We start from the raw sequence: 16,204 nt of genomic DNA on the forward strand, positions 1-16,204 counted from the left end.
GAGAACTTCTTCTGCAAGCTCAAGGAGTTCAAGCGCATCGCCATGCGCAGCGAAAAAACAGACAGATCATTCGAAGCCATGATCTATCTCGTTGGCGCAATCATCAATTCAAGATAATTCCCAACAGGCCCTGGAAAAAGACGGCACCCAAAAACTTTTATTCTGTTCAGGAATGTCAGATCGCCAGCCGCACGCCCAGCTCCACCACGCGGTCGGGTGGAATACGGAAGAATTCCGTAGCCGGCGTCGCGTTGCGTGCCATGAACAGGAACAGCGACATCCGCCACCGCGACAGCTTGGGCACGGACGAGCGTACAAGCAGTTCGCGGCTGGTGAAATAGGATGCCTGCAACGCATCGAAATCCAGCCCGCTGGCCTTCAGGTCCTCCAGCGCGCGGGGCAGGTTGGGCATTTCCATGAAACCGTAGCGCAGGATGATCCGGTAGATGTCGGGGGCCAGTTCCTGCAACGCCACACGGTGGCCGTGGTCGGCTTCGGGCTGGTCCAGCGTCTGCACGGTCACGAACAGCACGTGGTCGTGCAGCACCTTGTTGTGCTTGAGGTTGTGCAGCAGGCAGGCAGGCACGAAATCCGGGTTCCCGGTCATGTACACCGCCGTGCCCGGCACGCGGATGATGCGTGATTGTGGCAGGCGGGCCAGGAACGAGTTCATCGGCATGCTGTCCTGCTTCTGCCGGTTCATGATCAGCTGGCGACCCTTTTTCCACGTTGTCATCATAAGCGTCAGCACGATGCCCAGCAGCACCGGCACCCAGCCGCCCTGCGGGATCTTGAGCGCGTTGGATGCGAAGAATGTCGTATCCAGCAGGAAGAAGCCGCCGAATGTCGCGATCGAGGCGGCGCGTGACCAGTGGTACAGCCTGCGGAACACCACCATCGCCAGAACGCAGGTGCACATGAACGTGCCCGTCACCGCAATGCCATAGGCCGAAGCCAGCGCGTCCGAACTGCGGAAGGCCAGCACCAGCAGCAGGGCACCGACCATCAGGAAGCGGTTGAATTCCGGCAGGTAGATCTGGCCTTCTTCTTCCGCATTGGTGTGGGTGACGCGCATGCGCGGCAGGTAGCCCAGCTGGATGATCTGGCGGCACAGCGAGAACCCGCCCGAAATGCCTGCCTGGCTGGCAATGACGGTGGCAAAGGTGGACAGGATGATCATCGGCACCTGCAGCCAGTGCGGGCCCAGCAGGAAGAACGGGTTGGCCAGCGCCTTGGGGTCCGAAATGATCAGCGCGCCCTGGCCCAGATAATTCAGCGCAAGGCACGGCAGCACGCAGAACAGCCATGCATACCGGATGGGCTGGCGGCCGAAATGCCCCATGTCGGCATATAGTGCTTCCGCCCCCGTGACCGACAGCACGACCGACCCCAGGGCAATGAACGACAGCCACCCGTGATAGACGATGAACTGCACCGCATAGGTGGGCGATATGGCCAGCAGTACGGCGGGGTGATGCAGGATCTGCAGCCCCCCCAGTATGCCCAGCAGGCTGAACCACACCAGCATGATCGGCCCGAATATGGTGCCCACCTTGCCCGTGCCGTAGCACTGGACCGAAAACAGTCCGACCAGCACCATCAGCGCGATGGGGATGACAAGGTCACGGGCAGCGGGGAAGCTGACCTCCAGCCCTTCTACCGCCGAAAGCACGGAAATGGCGGGGGTGATCATGCCATCGCCAAAGAACAGGCAGGCCCCGCCAATGCCAACCATGCCCAGTGCGATGCGCAGCCGGTTGCTGGGCGCGACACGTTGGGCAAGGGACATGAGCGAGATGATCCCGCCTTCGCCATTATGATCGGCGCGCATGATCAGGATGACGTATTTCACCGTCACGATCAGCAGCAGCGACCAGATGATCAGGCTCAGGACGCCCAGCACCTCCCACGGCTCGATCCTGTGGTGCTGCGATACGACCATGATGGTCGAACGCAGGGCGTAAATCGGGCTTGTGCCGATATCACCAAACACCACGCCCAGCACGCCCAGCAGGGCGGCGAAGCCCACGGGATTGGCCGCGTGTTCGTGCTGGTCCGCGCCATATTCGGTAATCTTGGGCGCGGTCGTGGCCTTGTTGTCCACGGCAGTTGCGGGATGACCTGCGCCATCCGGCGTCGTCGGGGATCCGGGGGCAGAAGGCCCCGTGGGTTGCGTCATGTCGTGACGGCTCCGCGGCAATGAAGACAGAAAACCGGCATCACATCGCGACCGGATAGTTTCGCATTACCGTCTCGCCCCATGCGCAGCAAGGGCCGTCTCCGCTCAGGTGCCATTCAGACACGTTCAGGCATGGGCCGGACGGGCACCGAAAATCGCACTGCCCACCCGCACCAGTGTCGCGCCACAGGCAATCGCGCGTTCGAAATCGGCCGACATGCCCATGGATACCACCGGCAGCCCGTGCCGCGCCGCCATGTCCGCCAGCAGCCGGAAATGCGGTGTCGGATCCTGGTCATGCGGCGGGATGCACATGAGGCCACGCACCCTGTCGCCAAAGCGTGTCATGCTGGCGGTGATGAAGGCATCGGCTTCTTCCAGCCTCACGCCCGATTTCTGGGTCTCGTCGCCGGTGTTCACCTGCACCAGCAGGTCGGGCAGGCGGCCTGCCTTCTCACCCGCGCGCGCAATCGCGTCCGCCAGGGAAGGGCGGTCCAGACTTTCGATCATGTCCGCGATCCTGACAGCCTCCAGCGCCTTGTTGGTCTGCAGCCCACCGATGATGTGCAGCCGCAGGTCGGGCCAGCGTTCGCGCAGGTCAGGGAATTTCGCGGCGGCTTCCTGCACGCGGTTTTCACCGAATATCCGCTGTCCCGCCTCCAGCGCCGCGATGACGCTGGCCTGTGGATGGAACTTGGAAACAGCCACGAGTTCAATGGTGGAAGGGTCGCGGCCCGCCGCCTGTGCACTGGCGGCGATGCGGGCATGGATACCCGTCAGGGCATCCGCTATGGATGTGGATGTTGACATGGCTCTAGGCTTGGCCTGAATACCTCCCCGGTCAAGCCCCCGCATGTCGCAGCTTTCAGGTCAGGATTACATGAAGCCTTCCCCGTCCCCGTCACCCCGCCCCGCTGGCCGCCGTCCCGATAAAGGCCGCCCCGACCGGCGCGGTGGCAAGGTCGCCCCTGATCCCACGCGGGACATCGCTTTCGATATCATCGAGGGCGTGATCGTCCATCGCCGCATGCTTGATACGTCACTGGATCACTCGGTCGCCGCCCGCACGGCGGAACCGCGTGACCGTGCTGCCGGCCACAGGCTGGCCGCCACCGTGCTGCGGCACATGGGCACCGCGAATGAAGTGCTGTCCCCTTTCCTGAAGCGTGAACCGCCCGAACCGGTGCGCGTGGTGCTGCTGATCGGGGTGGCGCAGCTCCTGTTCCTTGATACGCCCGCACATGCCGCCGTGGCGACATCCGTCGCCCTTGCGCGCAGGCGGGGGCTGGTGCCGTTCGCAGGATTGGTCAACGCGGTGCTGCGGCGCGTGGCCGCAGGCGGGACGCAGGCGCTGGAGGGGCTGGACCAGGCGCGGCTGGATGTGCCGCCGTGGCTGTGGCAGTCGTGGGGGAAGCTTGCGCGTCCCATCGCCCGTGCGCTGGGTCATGAGCCGCCGCTGGACCTGACCATCCGCCCCGACGCCGAAGCCCCGCCGGGTGGCGAGGTCATGCCGGGTGGCAGCGTGCGCTTTGCGGCAGGGGCGGTGAAGGTCGTGGACCTGCCCGGCTTTGCCGAAGGGGCATTCTGGGTGCAGGACATGGCGGCCAGCCTGCCCGCGCGGCTGCTGGCCGCACAGCCGGGGGAACGCGTGGCCGATCTGTGCGCGGCGCCGGGTGGCAAGACCGCCCAGCTGGCCTTTACAGGGGCGGAGGTGTTCGCCATTGAACGAGAAGGCCGCCGTATCGAACGCCTGCGTGCGAATCTGGCACGCCTTGGGCTGTCGGGCGTGAAGGTGATCCATGAAGACGCGGCGCAGTGGCGGCCAGATGCCCCGCTGGACGCAATCCTGCTGGATGCGCCGTGTTCGGCCACCGGCACCATCCGCCGCCATCCCGACGCCATGTGGATCAAACGTCCGCGCGACATCACCACCATGACCGAAGGACAGGACCGGCTGCTGGCAGCCAGCCGCGATATGCTGCGACCGGGCGGACGCGTGGTCTATGCAGTATGCTCGCTGCAACCCGAAGAAGGGGAACAGCGTGCGCTGGCCGCAGCTGCGATGGGGCTGGTCCCCGATCCCTTTACGCCAGAGGAACTGGCCTTCCTGCCGCAGGCCCGCACGCCGGAGGGCTGGCTGCGCACCCATCCGGGCATGCTGGCGGATCATGGTGGGATGGACGGCTTCTTCGCCGCGCGATTCCGTCGCGCCTGACCGGACGGGGTGAATGAGGAAAGATTCGCGTTAGTCATTGATTGCTGTTAAAAAACAGGCATGGCTGCTCTCGAAACACCCCTTATTGCCCCCAGCGTCCTGTCGGCCGATTTCTCCCGCATGGCGGAAGAAGTCGCCGCTGTCGAACATGCTGGCGCGGACTGGCTGCATCTGGATGTCATGGATGGGCATTTCGTGCCCAACCTGTCCATGGGGCCGCAACTGATCAAGGCGCTTCGTCCGAAATCGAAGCTGCCGTTTGACGTGCACCTGATGATTGCACCTGTCGATCCGTATATCGAAGCCTTCGCGAAGGCCGGGGCCGACCATATCCATCTGCATGTGGAAGCCGGTCCCCATACCCACCGTTCGCTCCAGCATGTGCGTGATCATGGGGTGAAGCCCGGTATCGCCATCTGTCCAGCCACCCCGCCCGAAGCGGTGGGTGAGGTGCTGGACCTGGTGGACATGATCCTGGTCATGACGGTCAACCCCGGTTTTGGTGGCCAGAAATTCCTGACCAGCCAGCTGCGCAAGATCGAGACCCTGCGCCGCATGGCGGATGCGACGGGACGTGACATCCGCATCGGGGTCGATGGCGGTATCACGCCACAGACCGCGCCGCTGGCTGTTGCCGCTGGCGCTGACATGCTGGTCGCAGGCACGGCCGTGTACGGGCAGGATGATTACGCCGCCGCCATAAAGAACCTACGGACCGGGACGCATAACCCGGCGTGAGGGTATGGTCCCTGATGTATCGGAGGGATAAGGCCCCATGCCGCTGAAGCGTCTGGCGCGGGGCGCGCGCCTGTCCTTTGCGCGGATGCCCCTGCTGGGGGGGGGCAGGCGCCTGCCTGTCGCACCCGTCCATAACGTGCGTGACCTGTGGCCGGGCGACCCGGCGGCGGGTGCGCAGCTTGCCCGTGGCAGCCTGACATGGGCGGGCTATACCCACCCCGTAGGGCCCGGGCAGTGGAATTCGCCTGATTTCGAGCCCGCTTTTCGCGAAGGGCTGCTCAGTTTCCGCTGGTTGCGTGACCTGCGCGCGGTGGGCACCGATGCCGCGCGGCTGAAGGCGCGCGCGCTGGTTGATGACTGGCTGCACCATCCCGCGCAGGATCCGCTGGCGCTGGAATGCGGCGTGATTGGCGCACGTGTCGCGGCGTGGCTGGGGCATTACGATTTCTTTGCCGCGTCGGCCAGCGATTCCTTCCGCCAGCGTCTCATGGCCCGCATCCTGGTCGAAGGGCGCACCATTGCCGCCCTCATGCCGCCCGAACGGCATGGCTGGCAGTCCCTGACCGCGCTGAAGGGACTGCTGGCGGTGGCCGTGGCCATGCCGGAATATACCGGTTTCCTGACCCGGTACCGCCGCTATATCGATAACGAGGTGGAAAGCCAGATCCTGCCCGATGGCTGGCATATCGAACGCAGCCCCGAAGTGCAGTTGCGCGCCGTGCGGGAACTGGCGGAAATGCGGGCCATGATGCAGGCGGTGCAGCATGCGCTGCCGCATTCGGTGGCCATCGCACTGGACAAGATGAGTCCCGTGCTGCGTGCAATGCGGCATGGGGACGGGGGACTTGCCCTGTTCAACGGCAGCCATGAACGTAGCGCAACACTGATTGAGATGGTGCTGTCACAGGCCACGCGTACCCGCGTCGTGGCCCATTCCATGCCGGATGGCGGTTTCATGCGCATGCAGGCCATGCGGTCGCTGCTGCTGGTGGATGTGGGGATTCCCGCACCCCCTGAATATGACCGTAACGCGCATGCGGGTACGCTTTCATTCGAATTTTCCTGTGCGCGCCAGCGTCTGATCGTCAACTGCGGCGGTGGCGTGCTGCCAGCGTGGAAAGAGGCCCTGCGCCAGACAGCCGCCCATTCCGTCGTGGTGGTGGAAGACATGTCGTCGTCCGAATTCGGGCCGGATGGGACGGTGCGGCGCAGGCCGGCCCATGTGGACGTGGACCATGCCGTAGCCGAGGGCGCGCACTGGCTGAACCTGTCACATGATGGCTACCATCCCTCGGCCGGGGTTACGTATTACCGCAGGCTGTACCTGGGTGGGGATGGCGAGGTCCTGCGCGGGGAGGAAATGCTGGAAGGCGAGCGCGAGGTCGCCTTCGTCCTGCGTCTGCATCTGCATCCATCGGTCACGGCGGTCGATGCGCAGGATGGCTCCATCCTGCTGGAGGCGGGTGAACAGCACTGGCGCTTCCGTGCGGCGGGTGGTGATGTCGCCATCGAGGACAGCGTCTATTCCGGCGGCCAGGTCCCGCAGCCTACCGTGCAACTGGTCGTGCGCGTTGATCCCGCCGTGCGCCGGCAGGCCGGGGAAGGGGACGGCGACGACATCCGGATCACGCAGGCTGATGGGCCGCCGGGCAGGGTGCGGCAGGTGGTGCGCTGGGCGCTCAGGCGTGAAAAGCTGCTGCTGCTGGCATGAAGATCCTTGAAATCACGAATGTTGATTTCTCGTTACGCCAGTTTCTCTTTCCTCTCATGCAGGCGCTGCGCGACGCAGGGCATGATGTGGTCGGGGTCTGTGCCGATGGCCCCCTGCTGGATGGCGTGCGGGCACACGGCCTGCGGGTCGAAACCGTGCCCATGTCACGTACCCTGTCCCCCCTTGCGCAATGGCGGGCGTGGCGGGGACTGGTGCGCCTGATCCGGGCGGAAAAGCCTGATATGGTCCATGCCCACATGCCCATAAGCGGCCTGCTGGCTCGTTTCGCAGCATGGTGGTGTGGTGTGCCCTGCATTGCCTATACCTGCCATGGTTTCCTGTTCAACCAGCCGGGATCAGGGGCGCGGCGCGCCATGGCCCTTGCGCTGGAATGGCTGGCGGGACGGGTGACCGACATCTACCTGACCGTGTCGGACAGGGAAGCCCGCGATGCCCGCAGGCTGCATATTCACCCCCATGCCACGGCCATTGGTAACGGACGCGACCCGGCCATTTTCCACCCCATGCCCGAACAGCGCGCGGCAATGCGCGCGCGGATGGGGGTGGAAACTGGGCAGGTTGTCATCCTGGCCGTCTCCCGTCTGGTGCGGGGAAAAGGCTATCCCGAACTGCTGGCGGCCATGCGCGGCCTGCCCGATAACGCGGTATTGTGGGTGGTGGGCACACGCCTGCCCAGTGACCGCGGCGTGGATCTTGGGGCATGTTTTGCTGCGGCCCGTGCGGCCCCTGGCGCCAGGATGGTCATGTTTGGATACCGCGAGGACGTGGCGTCGATCATGGCGGCTGCGGACATCTTCGTCCTGCCCAGCCATTTCGAGGGCCTGCCGATGAGCGTGATCGAAGCCATGCTGTGTGGCCTGCCGGTGGTGGCAAGCGACATTTCCGGCCCGTGCGAGCAGGTGGTGGCGGGCGAGACCGGCCTGCTGGTGCCACCGGGCGATGTCGCGCGGCTTTCTGCTGCGCTGGACCTTATGGTGCATGATGGCGCGTTGCGTCAGCGCATGGGTGAAGCAGGGCGGATACGTGCGCTGAAGCGGTATGTGCAGGCCGACATCATGGTGCGTACCACGGCCCTGCTGACGGCGGGGTGTCCTGCAGATCAGGGAATATCCCGCCAGTCATAAAGAAGTTTTTGGTGCAGCTTTTTCAAAAAGCGTCAGGAAGACGCCGCCTTTTCGAAAAGAGGCGGCACCTAAAAAACTTTTACTGTGTTTTATAAACAGATTGTCCTGCAGAATTCGGTTTAACGCTCCGGGGTCTGCTGCTGCTGGCTGTCACCGCCGCCCATGATCTGGATCAGCGCCTGCGTCTGTGCCGTATGGGACTTGAGCAGGCTGACATTGTCCGGGTTCAGCGGCGGCATTGATTTGCTGTCCTGCGCGGGGTGCTGCATCACGGCGGCAGTCATGCCAAAGGTGGTGATGCCCATGACGAATTCACGCGCCGTCATGTGTCCCTGCTTCAGGATTGGCTCAAGCTGGGGCATGGCTTCCGTGCGCCTGATGGTGTCTTCAAGCGACATGTTCGGTGTTTCAGGGGGCGAGATGCGCGAATTGCGGATCTGTTCCATCACCGGTGTCATGCGTGTGAAGAAATCCCTGGGCAGTTTATACCGCGCCACGGTTTCCATGTCATGCTGGATGGCGGCCTGCTGTGCGGCGCTGGGGGCCTGCTGCGTCATCTGCTGCGTGGGCTGCTGGGCCATGGCGGGGTGCATGGCAGCAGGCATGTGGGTCAGGGCAAGGGCGCATGTGGTGGCCAAAAGCGCCTTGCGCACGAAGGAAGTAGTCATGGCTGGTTGCTCCATTCGCCCTGTCTCATCAGGGGTTCGCGGGTGCCGTCATGGTTGATGGCGTCCACATCGATCTTGCTGGACCCGATCATCCAGTCAATATGGATAAAGCTGGTATTGGCTCCCTGCTGCGCCAGATGGGCTTCGGTCAGGTTGTCGGTGTCCAGCATGCATTTGGCATAGGACTGGCCAAGGGCGATGTGGCTTGCCGCATTTTCATCAAACAGCGTGTTGCGGAACAGGATGCCGCTTTCGGAAATGGGGGATGACGCGGGCACCAGTGCTACTTCACCCAGCCTGCGCGCGCCGTCATCGGTATCCAGTATGCGTTCGAGCACATCCTGCCCGGTGCGGGCGTGGGCTTTGACAATGCGGCCGTCTTCAAAACGTACGGCGATATCGTCAATCAGCGTACCCTGGTGGAACAGCGGCTTGGTCGCGCGCACTGTCCCGCTGACCTTGCGGGCGTGGGGGGTGGTGAACACTTCCTCGGTCGGGATGTTGGGGTTGCATATGATGCCGTTGCCCGCGGGTTCCGCGCCTCCGGCCCATGCATGCCCGTCGGCCAGTCCCACGGTCAGGTCCGTGTCCGGCCCGCTGAAATGCAGGGCCGCGAAACGACGTTCGTTCAGCCACGTCGCGCGCTTGTGCAGGCGGGCGTTATGGGTTTTCCATTCGGCCACCGGGTCATCCACCATGACGCGGGATGCCTGGAAAATCGCATCCCACAACCGGCTGACCGCCGCATCTGCCGACAGGTCGGGAAAGACCTGCTGCGCCCATGCGGGCGTGGCGAAGGCCACGATGTTCCAGTTGATGGCGAAGCGGGTGATGAGTTCCATGGCCGGACGCCCCGCGCGCGATGCGGCGCGGCCAACGCGGGAGACGCGTTCGGCGTTTTCATTGGCCAGCAGCACGGGGTTGGCCCCCGTGATCGCCATGCGCGCGGCCCCCTTGCGGTAGGCATTGGCCATGCCATCCTGCAGCCAGTCGGCGGCGGTATCCAGCGTATCGTCGGCGGCGTGATGGAAGCGGGCCAGTGTCGCCACGTCATCGGCATAGAATGGCGTCACCAGCGATGCGCCTGCCTTGTAGGCATGTTCGGTTATACGGCGGACCAGCGGCACGGCGTCCAGCGGGGCCGTAATCAGCAACTGCTGGCCATGTGCGATATTGACGCCAACCCGGACGGCGACTTCAGCCAGACGGTCCAGAAGATGTTCATGCTGGGGGGAAAGAACCATGCGTCATCATATCCTGTTAATGTTGGCCGGTACGCCGCATGCCTGCGACAGGGCGCAGGCACGATAGACGACGCACCCCATTCACGTAAGATGGTAACTGCGAAGCAGGCGGAAGGCATGAGTTCAATGAAACAGACGTTACCGGGTTCCCGTCCCCTGTGCGCAGTATCCGCCGCGCGGGAAGAACCCCGGCGGGTCATATGCGATGGCCGGGCGCTGGTGGTGTGGATGGTGGAAGACGACCGTCCTGCCGTGCTGGATGACCGCTGCCCCCACGGCAATGCCCGGCTTTCCGCCGGTTACGTGCTGTATGGCCGTATCGTCTGCCCGCTGCATATGTGGACCTTCGGCCCCGATGGACGTGCGCAGGCCCCCGGTGGCCGGATGGAGGCGGCAGGACCGATGCCGCAATCATACGAATGCTGGATCAGCGGGGATCAGGTCTGGGCGCGGATTGGGGCGTAGGGGCTGCCGCATCATGTCTGATCCATTCCTGTATGACCGACAGGATATAGGCCTGCTGTTCCGTATCCAGTGGCTGGCCCGCAGGCATGGCGTGCCATTTGGCAACACAGCCCCGGCAGCAGGTGCCGGTGGCATGCTGGGCAATGAAGACCGGGTGTCCCCGCCACGGGGTCTGCCGGCCGTCCCTGTCCGGGTGGGCGGGGGCGAGTCGGGTGGCGATGAAATCCGCCGCGTGCGCCATGACTTCCGGTAGTCCCCGCTTTGCCAGATAATCCCGTTCCTTTGCCCCAAGGTGAAAGCGTGCGCGGAAACGTGAATGGGCCAGTCGGCCCCACAATTCCCGTGGCACGGCAGGCAGGGACAGCAGGTCAGGCGTGGCCGGGCGTGGGCTTTGTGGTGGGGCAGGGGACGGTGGCGCGGCGGGTGCGAACAGGTCGGGCTGTTGCGCCTGTGCCCTGTCCCGTCCTGCCCGCCTGCGTGTCATTTCAGGCCGGCTGGACCAGGATATGGCGCTTGCGGCCCGATGACAGCTTGAGCGACCCGTCAATCAGGTCACTGTCGGACACGACCTGCGCCTCGTCCTTGACCACCACGTCATTCACCCGCGCCCCCCCGCCACGGATCAGGCGACGGGCCTCCCCGTTGCTTGCGGCAAAACCGGCTTCCACAAACAGGCGGAAGGCGGGCACGCCTTCGGTCAGCAGGGCGGCGGGCAGATGAACGGTGGGCAGGGCGCTCGCGGTCACGGCCCCTTCTTCAAACGTGCGGCGTGCGGCCTCGGCGGCTTCTTCGGCGGCGGCACGGCCGTGGCACAGGGCGGTGGCCTCGGTGGCGAGGACTTTTTTCGCTTCATTGATTTCCGCGCCCCCAAGGGCGGCCAGACGGTCACATTCCCCGATTGGCAGTTCGGTGAACAGCTTGAGGAAGCGACCGACATCCGCATCTTCCACATTGCGCCAGAACTGCCAGTAATCGAATATGGGCAGCCGTTGTGCCGACAGCCAGACAGCGCCCTGCGCCGTCTTGCCCATCTTTGCGCCGGAACTTGTGGTCAGCAGTGGCGTTGTCAGGCCGAATACCTGCGCGCCATTCATCCTGCGCACCAGGTCGATACCCGATACGATGTTGCCCCACTGGTCCGATCCCCCCATCTGAAGGGTCACGCCATGACGGCTGTTGAGCTCACGGAAATCGTAGGACTGCAGGATGGAGTAATTGAACTCCAGGAACGTCAGCCCCTGCTCACGCTCCAGCCGCGACCGGACCGAGTCGAAGGACAGCATGCGGTTGACGGAAAAATGGATGCCCACATCACGCAGCAGGTCGATGTAGGACAGTCTGTCCAGCCAGTCGGCATTGTTGGCCAGCAAGGGGTCGGCAGGGCCTGTTCCCAGCGGCAGGAACTGCCTCAGGCAGGCTTCCACCCCACGCATGTTGGTGGCGATGGTTTCCACCGTCATGAGCTTGCGCGCTTCCTCCCGGAAGGAGGGATCGCCGATCTTGGCCGTGCCGCCCCCCACCAGAGCCACGGGGCGGTGGCCATGGCGGTGCATCAGGCGCAGCATCATGATCTGGATCAGGCTGCCCACGTGCAGGCTGTCCGCCGTGGGATCGAAACCGATATAGCCCCCCACCGGACCGGCCTGCATGGCGGCGTCAAGCGCATCCATGTCGGTGCACTGGAAAATGAAGCCGCGTGCTTCGGCTTCCCGGAGGAATTCACTCTTGGGCATGATCTGTTCCGCGCTGTGATAGGCATCGCTGGCCGGGCCGCCCCGGCGCGGACCAGCCTCTAGCATGTTCACGGCCCATCATGGAACAGCCCGGCCCGACCGGGATGGGTTATGGGCGTCAGTCAGCGGCCAGCGCCAGCGCCTTGCGGTTCATGACCGTGCTGACATGGTCTTCCAGCGCCTCGGCCACCTCATCGGCATGGTTGGCGAAGACGTGGTCGGCACCCTTGAATATGCGATAGTCCACGGTAACACCCTTCTGGGTGTTCAGCTTGTCAACCAGCTTGCGCACGGCGGGTTCGGGCACCAGTTCGTCGTTTTCCCCTGCGATCATGAGCCCGCCACACGGGCACGGCGCAAGGAAGCCGAAATCATAGTGGTTGGCGGGGGGCGCCACGCTGATCCAGCCCGTGATTTCGGGGCGGCGCATGAGCAGCTGCATGCCGACGAACGCACCGAACGAATATCCCGCGATCCACAGGCCGCTGGCGTTCGGGTTGACCATCTGCATCCAGTCAAGGGCTGCTGCAGCATCCGAAATCTCGCCAATGCCACCGTCATAACGCCCCTGCGAGCGGCCAACGCCGCGCGAATTGTAACGCATGACCGAGAAGCCCATTTTCTCGAACGCGCGGTACATCGCATAGGTGATGCGGTTATTCATGGTCCCGCCATGCAGCGGGTGGGGATGAAGTACCAGCGCAAGCGGCGCGTTGGGCGCGCTTGAATGATGGTATCGACCTTCCAGGCGGCCATCAGGGCCGGCAAACATGACCTCAGGCATAGGTATCCCGCATTTGCATTTCCCCGCGCATTCCAGGCATTGCAGCGGGAAAGGTTGCTGTTACAGCCCGCCCGACCGGCGATGCCCCGTCAGGTCGGCAGGCAGAGAAAATGCTGTCTTCCGGTGTCATCCGTGCCGGAAGCAGGAATACGCCGTGTATTCGTCCGGTGGTGGTGGCACGAAAAACAGAATTGATCCGGTCTGGTCAGCCAGACCGAAAGTATACCAACCCGCCAGATAATGGGCCTGTTGCCTACCTGACATAAAGTGCGTCTTTGGCAGGCGTGCCCTGCGCGGGGGGCAGATATGGTAATGCGTCGTGTTCACCCGGCAGGGGGAAAGGTTTTCCGTGTCGGGCCGGGTGTGTCGTGTCGGTTCGCTCTCCTTGCCATGGCCCGGATCACGGGCGGGCGACATTGAGGCAGCGGTATGGGAAAGGTGCTGACACCCACCATAACACGTTGCAATAAATATTATGTTGCGCTGCCTTATAGCGGTGTGGATTCACAAAATGCCAGATAAATCGTAATCCACCTCGCAAAACGACTTGGCGTAACCATATGGCTGGACAGCATGAACACCCGACGCGACAGTTTGACCTACCTTGACGCCAACGCGTCCGAACCGCTTCGGGCTCAGGCCCTGACGGCCATGGTGTCGGCGGCTGGAGTGGTGGGTAATCCGTCATCCGTTCACCGTGCGGGACGGGCCGCGCGCGCCGTGCTGGAAACCGCGCGGGAGGATCTGGCCACCCTGTTCGGGGTAGCGGCTGAAAACTGTGTCCTGACCTCCGGCGGGACGGAGGCGAACGTGCTGGCCATCACCGGTCAGGCACAGGGCAGGCGCGTGCTGGTGGGGGCGACCGAACACGACGCCGTACGCGGTGCCGTGCGGGCGCAGGTGGTGCCGGTGCGGCCCGATGGCGTGCTGGAGCACGGGGCGCTGGAACGTATGCTGGCAGCCGATGGGGGTACGCCCGCGCTGGTCTGTGTCATGCTGGCCAATAACGAAACCGGCGTCATCAACCCCGTGCGGGAAATCGCAGCATTGTGCCATGCCCATGGCGCGCTGGTGCATGTGGACGCTGTGCAGGCGGCAGGGCGCATTCCCTTCAGCATCGGGGAACTGGGCGCGGACAGCATCGCGATCTCAGGCCATAAATTCGGCGGGCCCAAGGGGGCTGGCGCGCTGTTGCTGGCCGGGTCGCGGTTCCATGCCCTGACCCCGCTTCTGGCCGGGGGGGGGCAGGAACAGGGACGGCGCGGCGGTACTCCCGCGCTGCCCGCCATTGCCGGCATGGCTGCCGCAGCCCGAATGGCGGTATCGGACATGGCGCAGCAGGCCGGCAGGCTTGCCACATGGCGCGACCGGATCGAGGCGGCGGCGGTGGCCGCTGGCGCGCAGGTGTGCGGTGAAAGCGCGCCACGTCTGGCCAATACCACCAGCCTGCTGCTGCCCGGGCGGCGGGCGCAGACGCAGTTGATCGCGCTGGATATGGCGGGGTACTGCGTCTCTGCCGGGTCGGCATGTTCATCGGGCAAGGTCACGCGTTCACATGTGCTGGATGCCATGGGGTTCGGGGATGACGCAGGCTGCGCAATCCGTGTGTCCCTGCCATGGTCGGTGACACAGGGGCAGGTGGATGGCTTCATCGCGGCCTATACGGCCATGGCCGCCCGGTTGCCCGCGCTGCAGGCGGGGGCGGCATGACTGTATCTTCCGACCTGATTTATCTCGATTATCAGGCCACCACGCCGTGCGACCCGCGCGTGGTGGCGGAAATGATGCCGTGGTTTACCGACAGCTTCGCCAATCCCCACAGCCTTGACCACGCGGCGGGGCGTGCGGCGCATGACGCGGTGGAACAGGCCCGTGCCGACGTGGCTGCGATACTGGGTGCGGACGTGCGTGAAATCGTGCTGACATCCGGTGCGACGGAGGCCAACAACATCGCCATCAAGGGCGCGGTGCGTCACCTGCTGGAGCGCGGTGATGCGCGCAGGCGGGTGATTACGCTGGCGACCGAGCATAAATGCGTGCTGGAATCGGTGCGTGACCTGGCGCGTGAAGGGTGCGAGCCGGTGATCCTGCCGGTCCGGCCCGATGGCACGCTGGACCCCGCCGTGCTGGCCGAAGCGCTGTCCGTGCCAACGCTACTGGTCAGCATCATGGCCGCCAATAACGAGACCGGGGTAGTTCAGGACATCGCGGCCCTTGCGCCGATTGTCCGCAGGGCGGGCGCGCTGCTGCACAGTGATCTGGCGCAGGCGGTGGGCAAGGTGGATGTGGACGTGCGGGTATGGGATCTCGATCTGGCGTCCGTGTCGGGACACAAGCTGTACGGGCCGAAAGGGGTGGGGGCGCTGTTCGTGCGTCGCAGGCCGCGCGTGCGGCTGACCCCGCTGTTTTCCGGCGGCGGGCAGGAACGCGGGCTGCGTTCGGGCACGCTGCCCGCGCCGCTTGTGATCGGATTCGGGGCGGCATGCCGCATAGCGCGTGACGAAGGCGCCGCGGAACGCGCGCGGGTTGCGCAATTGCGTGACCGGCTGCTGGCGGCGTTAAGGGCGGGATGCGACGGTGTGCATGTCCATGGCGCGATGTCGGAAGGTGGGCGGCTGGCGGGTAACCTGAACCTGCGCTTTGATGGTGTGCGGGCGCTGGACCTGATGGCGGCAGCGCCACGGCTGTGCCTGTCCACGGGATCGGCCTGTTCCTCGGCCGAAATGATGCCATCCTATGTGCTGACGGCCATGGGGCTGGATGGAGTTCAGGCCGCCGGAGGCTTGCGTCTGGCCGTCGGACGCTATACCTCAGCCGCCGACGTGGATCGCGCGGCGGCGATCCTGTGCCAGGCTGTGGCACGCTGCCGCGCGGATGGCAGTTCTTCGTCATGAGTAACGGGCGAATGGTAGCAGGCAGGATGACAAAGATGGCGCATATAACATTCATCGAGCGTGACGGCACCCGCCGCGAAGTTGCGGCCCCGCTGGGTCTGTCGGTTCTGGAAATCGCCCACAAGAACGGGATCGACCTTGAGGGCGCATGCGAAGGCTCGCTGGCCTGCGCCACATGCCATGTGGTGGTGGACCCCGAATGGGCGCCGAAGCTGACACCGCCGACCGAGGACGAGGAAGATATGCTCGACCTGGCCTTCGGTCTGGAAAAGACATCCCGTCTGGGCTGCCAGATCGTGATGACCGAGGCACTTGACGGTCTGGTGGTGCGCCTGCCGCGCACGTCCTGACCGGCGGCCTGATGATACACCGCGCGTCATAAGATGCGCGCAACATGATGTTTGACGTGCGATGCCCGGGGGCGGATA

15 protein-coding genes and 1 pseudogene are annotated in these 16,204 nt (G+C 64.4%); 9 read left to right on the forward strand and 7 right to left on the reverse strand.

Annotation, left to right across the window (positions count from 1 at the left end):
- Positions 1-117 (forward strand): annotated as a pseudogene (locus MSKU9_RS18130) (IS5/IS1182 family transposase); the annotation flags it as partial.
- 58 nt (positions 118-175) lie between these two features.
- Here the strand turns inward: MSKU9_RS18130 and MSKU9_RS14000 are convergent.
- Positions 176-2,179, reverse strand: a complete 2,004-nt coding sequence (locus MSKU9_RS14000) for a potassium transporter Kup (protein WP_141262009.1) — start codon at positions 2,177-2,179, stop codon at positions 176-178.
- A gap of 126 nt (positions 2,180-2,305) precedes the next feature.
- On the reverse strand, positions 2,306-2,989 hold the full coding sequence (locus MSKU9_RS14005; protein ID WP_141262010.1) for a YggS family pyridoxal phosphate-dependent enzyme: 684 nt from the start codon (positions 2,987-2,989) through the stop codon (positions 2,306-2,308).
- A gap of 70 nt (positions 2,990-3,059) precedes the next feature.
- On the opposite strand from MSKU9_RS14005, the gene MSKU9_RS14010 reads away from it, so the two are divergent.
- Genes MSKU9_RS14010 through MSKU9_RS14025 form a run of 4 tightly spaced genes read left to right on the forward strand, consistent with a single transcriptional unit; the run spans position 3,060 to position 7,988 of the window.
- Positions 3,060-4,394, forward strand: coding sequence for an RsmB/NOP family class I SAM-dependent RNA methyltransferase (locus MSKU9_RS14010; protein ID WP_193557713.1), 1,335 nt, complete (start codon positions 3,060-3,062; stop codon positions 4,392-4,394).
- A 60-nt stretch (positions 4,395-4,454) separates the two neighbouring features.
- The gene (gene rpe, locus MSKU9_RS14015; protein ID WP_141262012.1) at positions 4,455-5,132 is read left to right on the forward strand and encodes a ribulose-phosphate 3-epimerase; all 678 of its coding nucleotides are present in this window, start codon (positions 4,455-4,457) and stop codon (positions 5,130-5,132) included.
- 37 nt (positions 5,133-5,169) lie between these two features.
- A complete protein-coding gene (locus MSKU9_RS14020; protein WP_141262013.1) occupies positions 5,170-6,843 on the forward strand; it encodes a heparinase II/III family protein in 1,674 nt (557 codons plus the stop codon).
- Positions 6,840-7,988: a glycosyltransferase family 4 protein gene (locus tag MSKU9_RS14025; protein ID WP_141262014.1), complete on the forward strand. Its 1,149-nt coding sequence runs from the start codon at positions 6,840-6,842 to the stop codon at positions 7,986-7,988. Before MSKU9_RS14020 ends, MSKU9_RS14025 begins: the two co-directional genes overlap by 4 nt.
- Before the next feature lie 119 nt (positions 7,989-8,107).
- Here the strand turns inward: MSKU9_RS14025 and MSKU9_RS14030 are convergent, their stop codons facing one another.
- Positions 8,108-8,656, reverse strand: coding sequence for a hypothetical protein (locus MSKU9_RS14030; RefSeq protein WP_141262015.1), 549 nt, complete (start codon positions 8,654-8,656; stop codon positions 8,108-8,110).
- Positions 8,653-9,900 carry an aminopeptidase gene (locus MSKU9_RS14035; RefSeq protein WP_141262016.1) on the reverse strand — a complete coding sequence of 416 codons (1,248 nt, stop codon included), beginning with the start codon at positions 9,898-9,900 and terminating at the stop codon, positions 8,653-8,655. The genes MSKU9_RS14030 and MSKU9_RS14035 overlap by 4 nt, the downstream gene beginning before the upstream one ends.
- Before the next feature lie 126 nt (positions 9,901-10,026).
- Here MSKU9_RS14035 and MSKU9_RS14040 point away from each other — a divergent pair, with 126 nt between their 5' ends.
- The gene (locus MSKU9_RS14040; RefSeq protein ID WP_141262017.1) at positions 10,027-10,365 is read left to right on the forward strand and encodes a Rieske (2Fe-2S) protein; all 339 of its coding nucleotides are present in this window, start codon (positions 10,027-10,029) and stop codon (positions 10,363-10,365) included.
- Here the strand turns inward: MSKU9_RS14040 and MSKU9_RS14045 are convergent.
- From MSKU9_RS14045 to MSKU9_RS14055, 3 genes are all read right to left on the reverse strand, one after another.
- Positions 10,328-10,849, reverse strand: coding sequence for a DUF4186 domain-containing protein (locus tag MSKU9_RS14045; protein WP_141262018.1), 522 nt, complete (start codon positions 10,847-10,849; stop codon positions 10,328-10,330). The genes MSKU9_RS14040 and MSKU9_RS14045 overlap by 38 nt on opposite strands.
- Before the next feature lies 1 nt (position 10,850).
- Positions 10,851-12,098 (reverse strand): tyrosine--tRNA ligase, encoded by a 1,248-nt coding sequence (tyrS, locus tag MSKU9_RS14050; RefSeq protein WP_141262204.1) that lies wholly within the window; start codon positions 12,096-12,098, stop codon positions 10,851-10,853.
- Positions 12,099-12,216: 118 nt separating this feature from the next.
- On the reverse strand, positions 12,217-12,882 hold the full coding sequence (locus MSKU9_RS14055; RefSeq protein WP_141262019.1) for an alpha/beta hydrolase: 666 nt from the start codon (positions 12,880-12,882) through the stop codon (positions 12,217-12,219).
- A 573-nt stretch (positions 12,883-13,455) separates the two neighbouring features.
- On the opposite strand from MSKU9_RS14055, the gene MSKU9_RS14060 reads away from it, so the two are divergent.
- Genes MSKU9_RS14060 through MSKU9_RS14070 form a run of 3 tightly spaced genes read left to right on the forward strand, consistent with a single transcriptional unit; the run spans position 13,456 to position 16,126 of the window.
- Complete coding sequence (locus tag MSKU9_RS14060) at positions 13,456-14,592, forward strand: cysteine desulfurase family protein (RefSeq protein ID WP_141262020.1); 1,137 nt, start codon at positions 13,456-13,458, stop codon at positions 14,590-14,592.
- On the forward strand, positions 14,589-15,776 hold the full coding sequence (locus MSKU9_RS14065; protein WP_141262021.1) for a cysteine desulfurase family protein: 1,188 nt from the start codon (positions 14,589-14,591) through the stop codon (positions 15,774-15,776). Before MSKU9_RS14060 ends, MSKU9_RS14065 begins: the two co-directional genes overlap by 4 nt.
- 35 nt (positions 15,777-15,811) lie before the next feature.
- A complete protein-coding gene (locus tag MSKU9_RS14070; RefSeq protein ID WP_025437399.1) occupies positions 15,812-16,126 on the forward strand; it encodes a ferredoxin family 2Fe-2S iron-sulfur cluster binding protein in 315 nt (104 codons plus the stop codon).
- Positions 16,127-16,204: the final 78 nt, after the last annotated feature.

The sequence above is a fragment of the Komagataeibacter diospyri genome (assembly GCF_006538165.1).
GTDB lineage: Bacteria > Pseudomonadota > Alphaproteobacteria > Acetobacterales > Acetobacteraceae > Komagataeibacter > Komagataeibacter diospyri.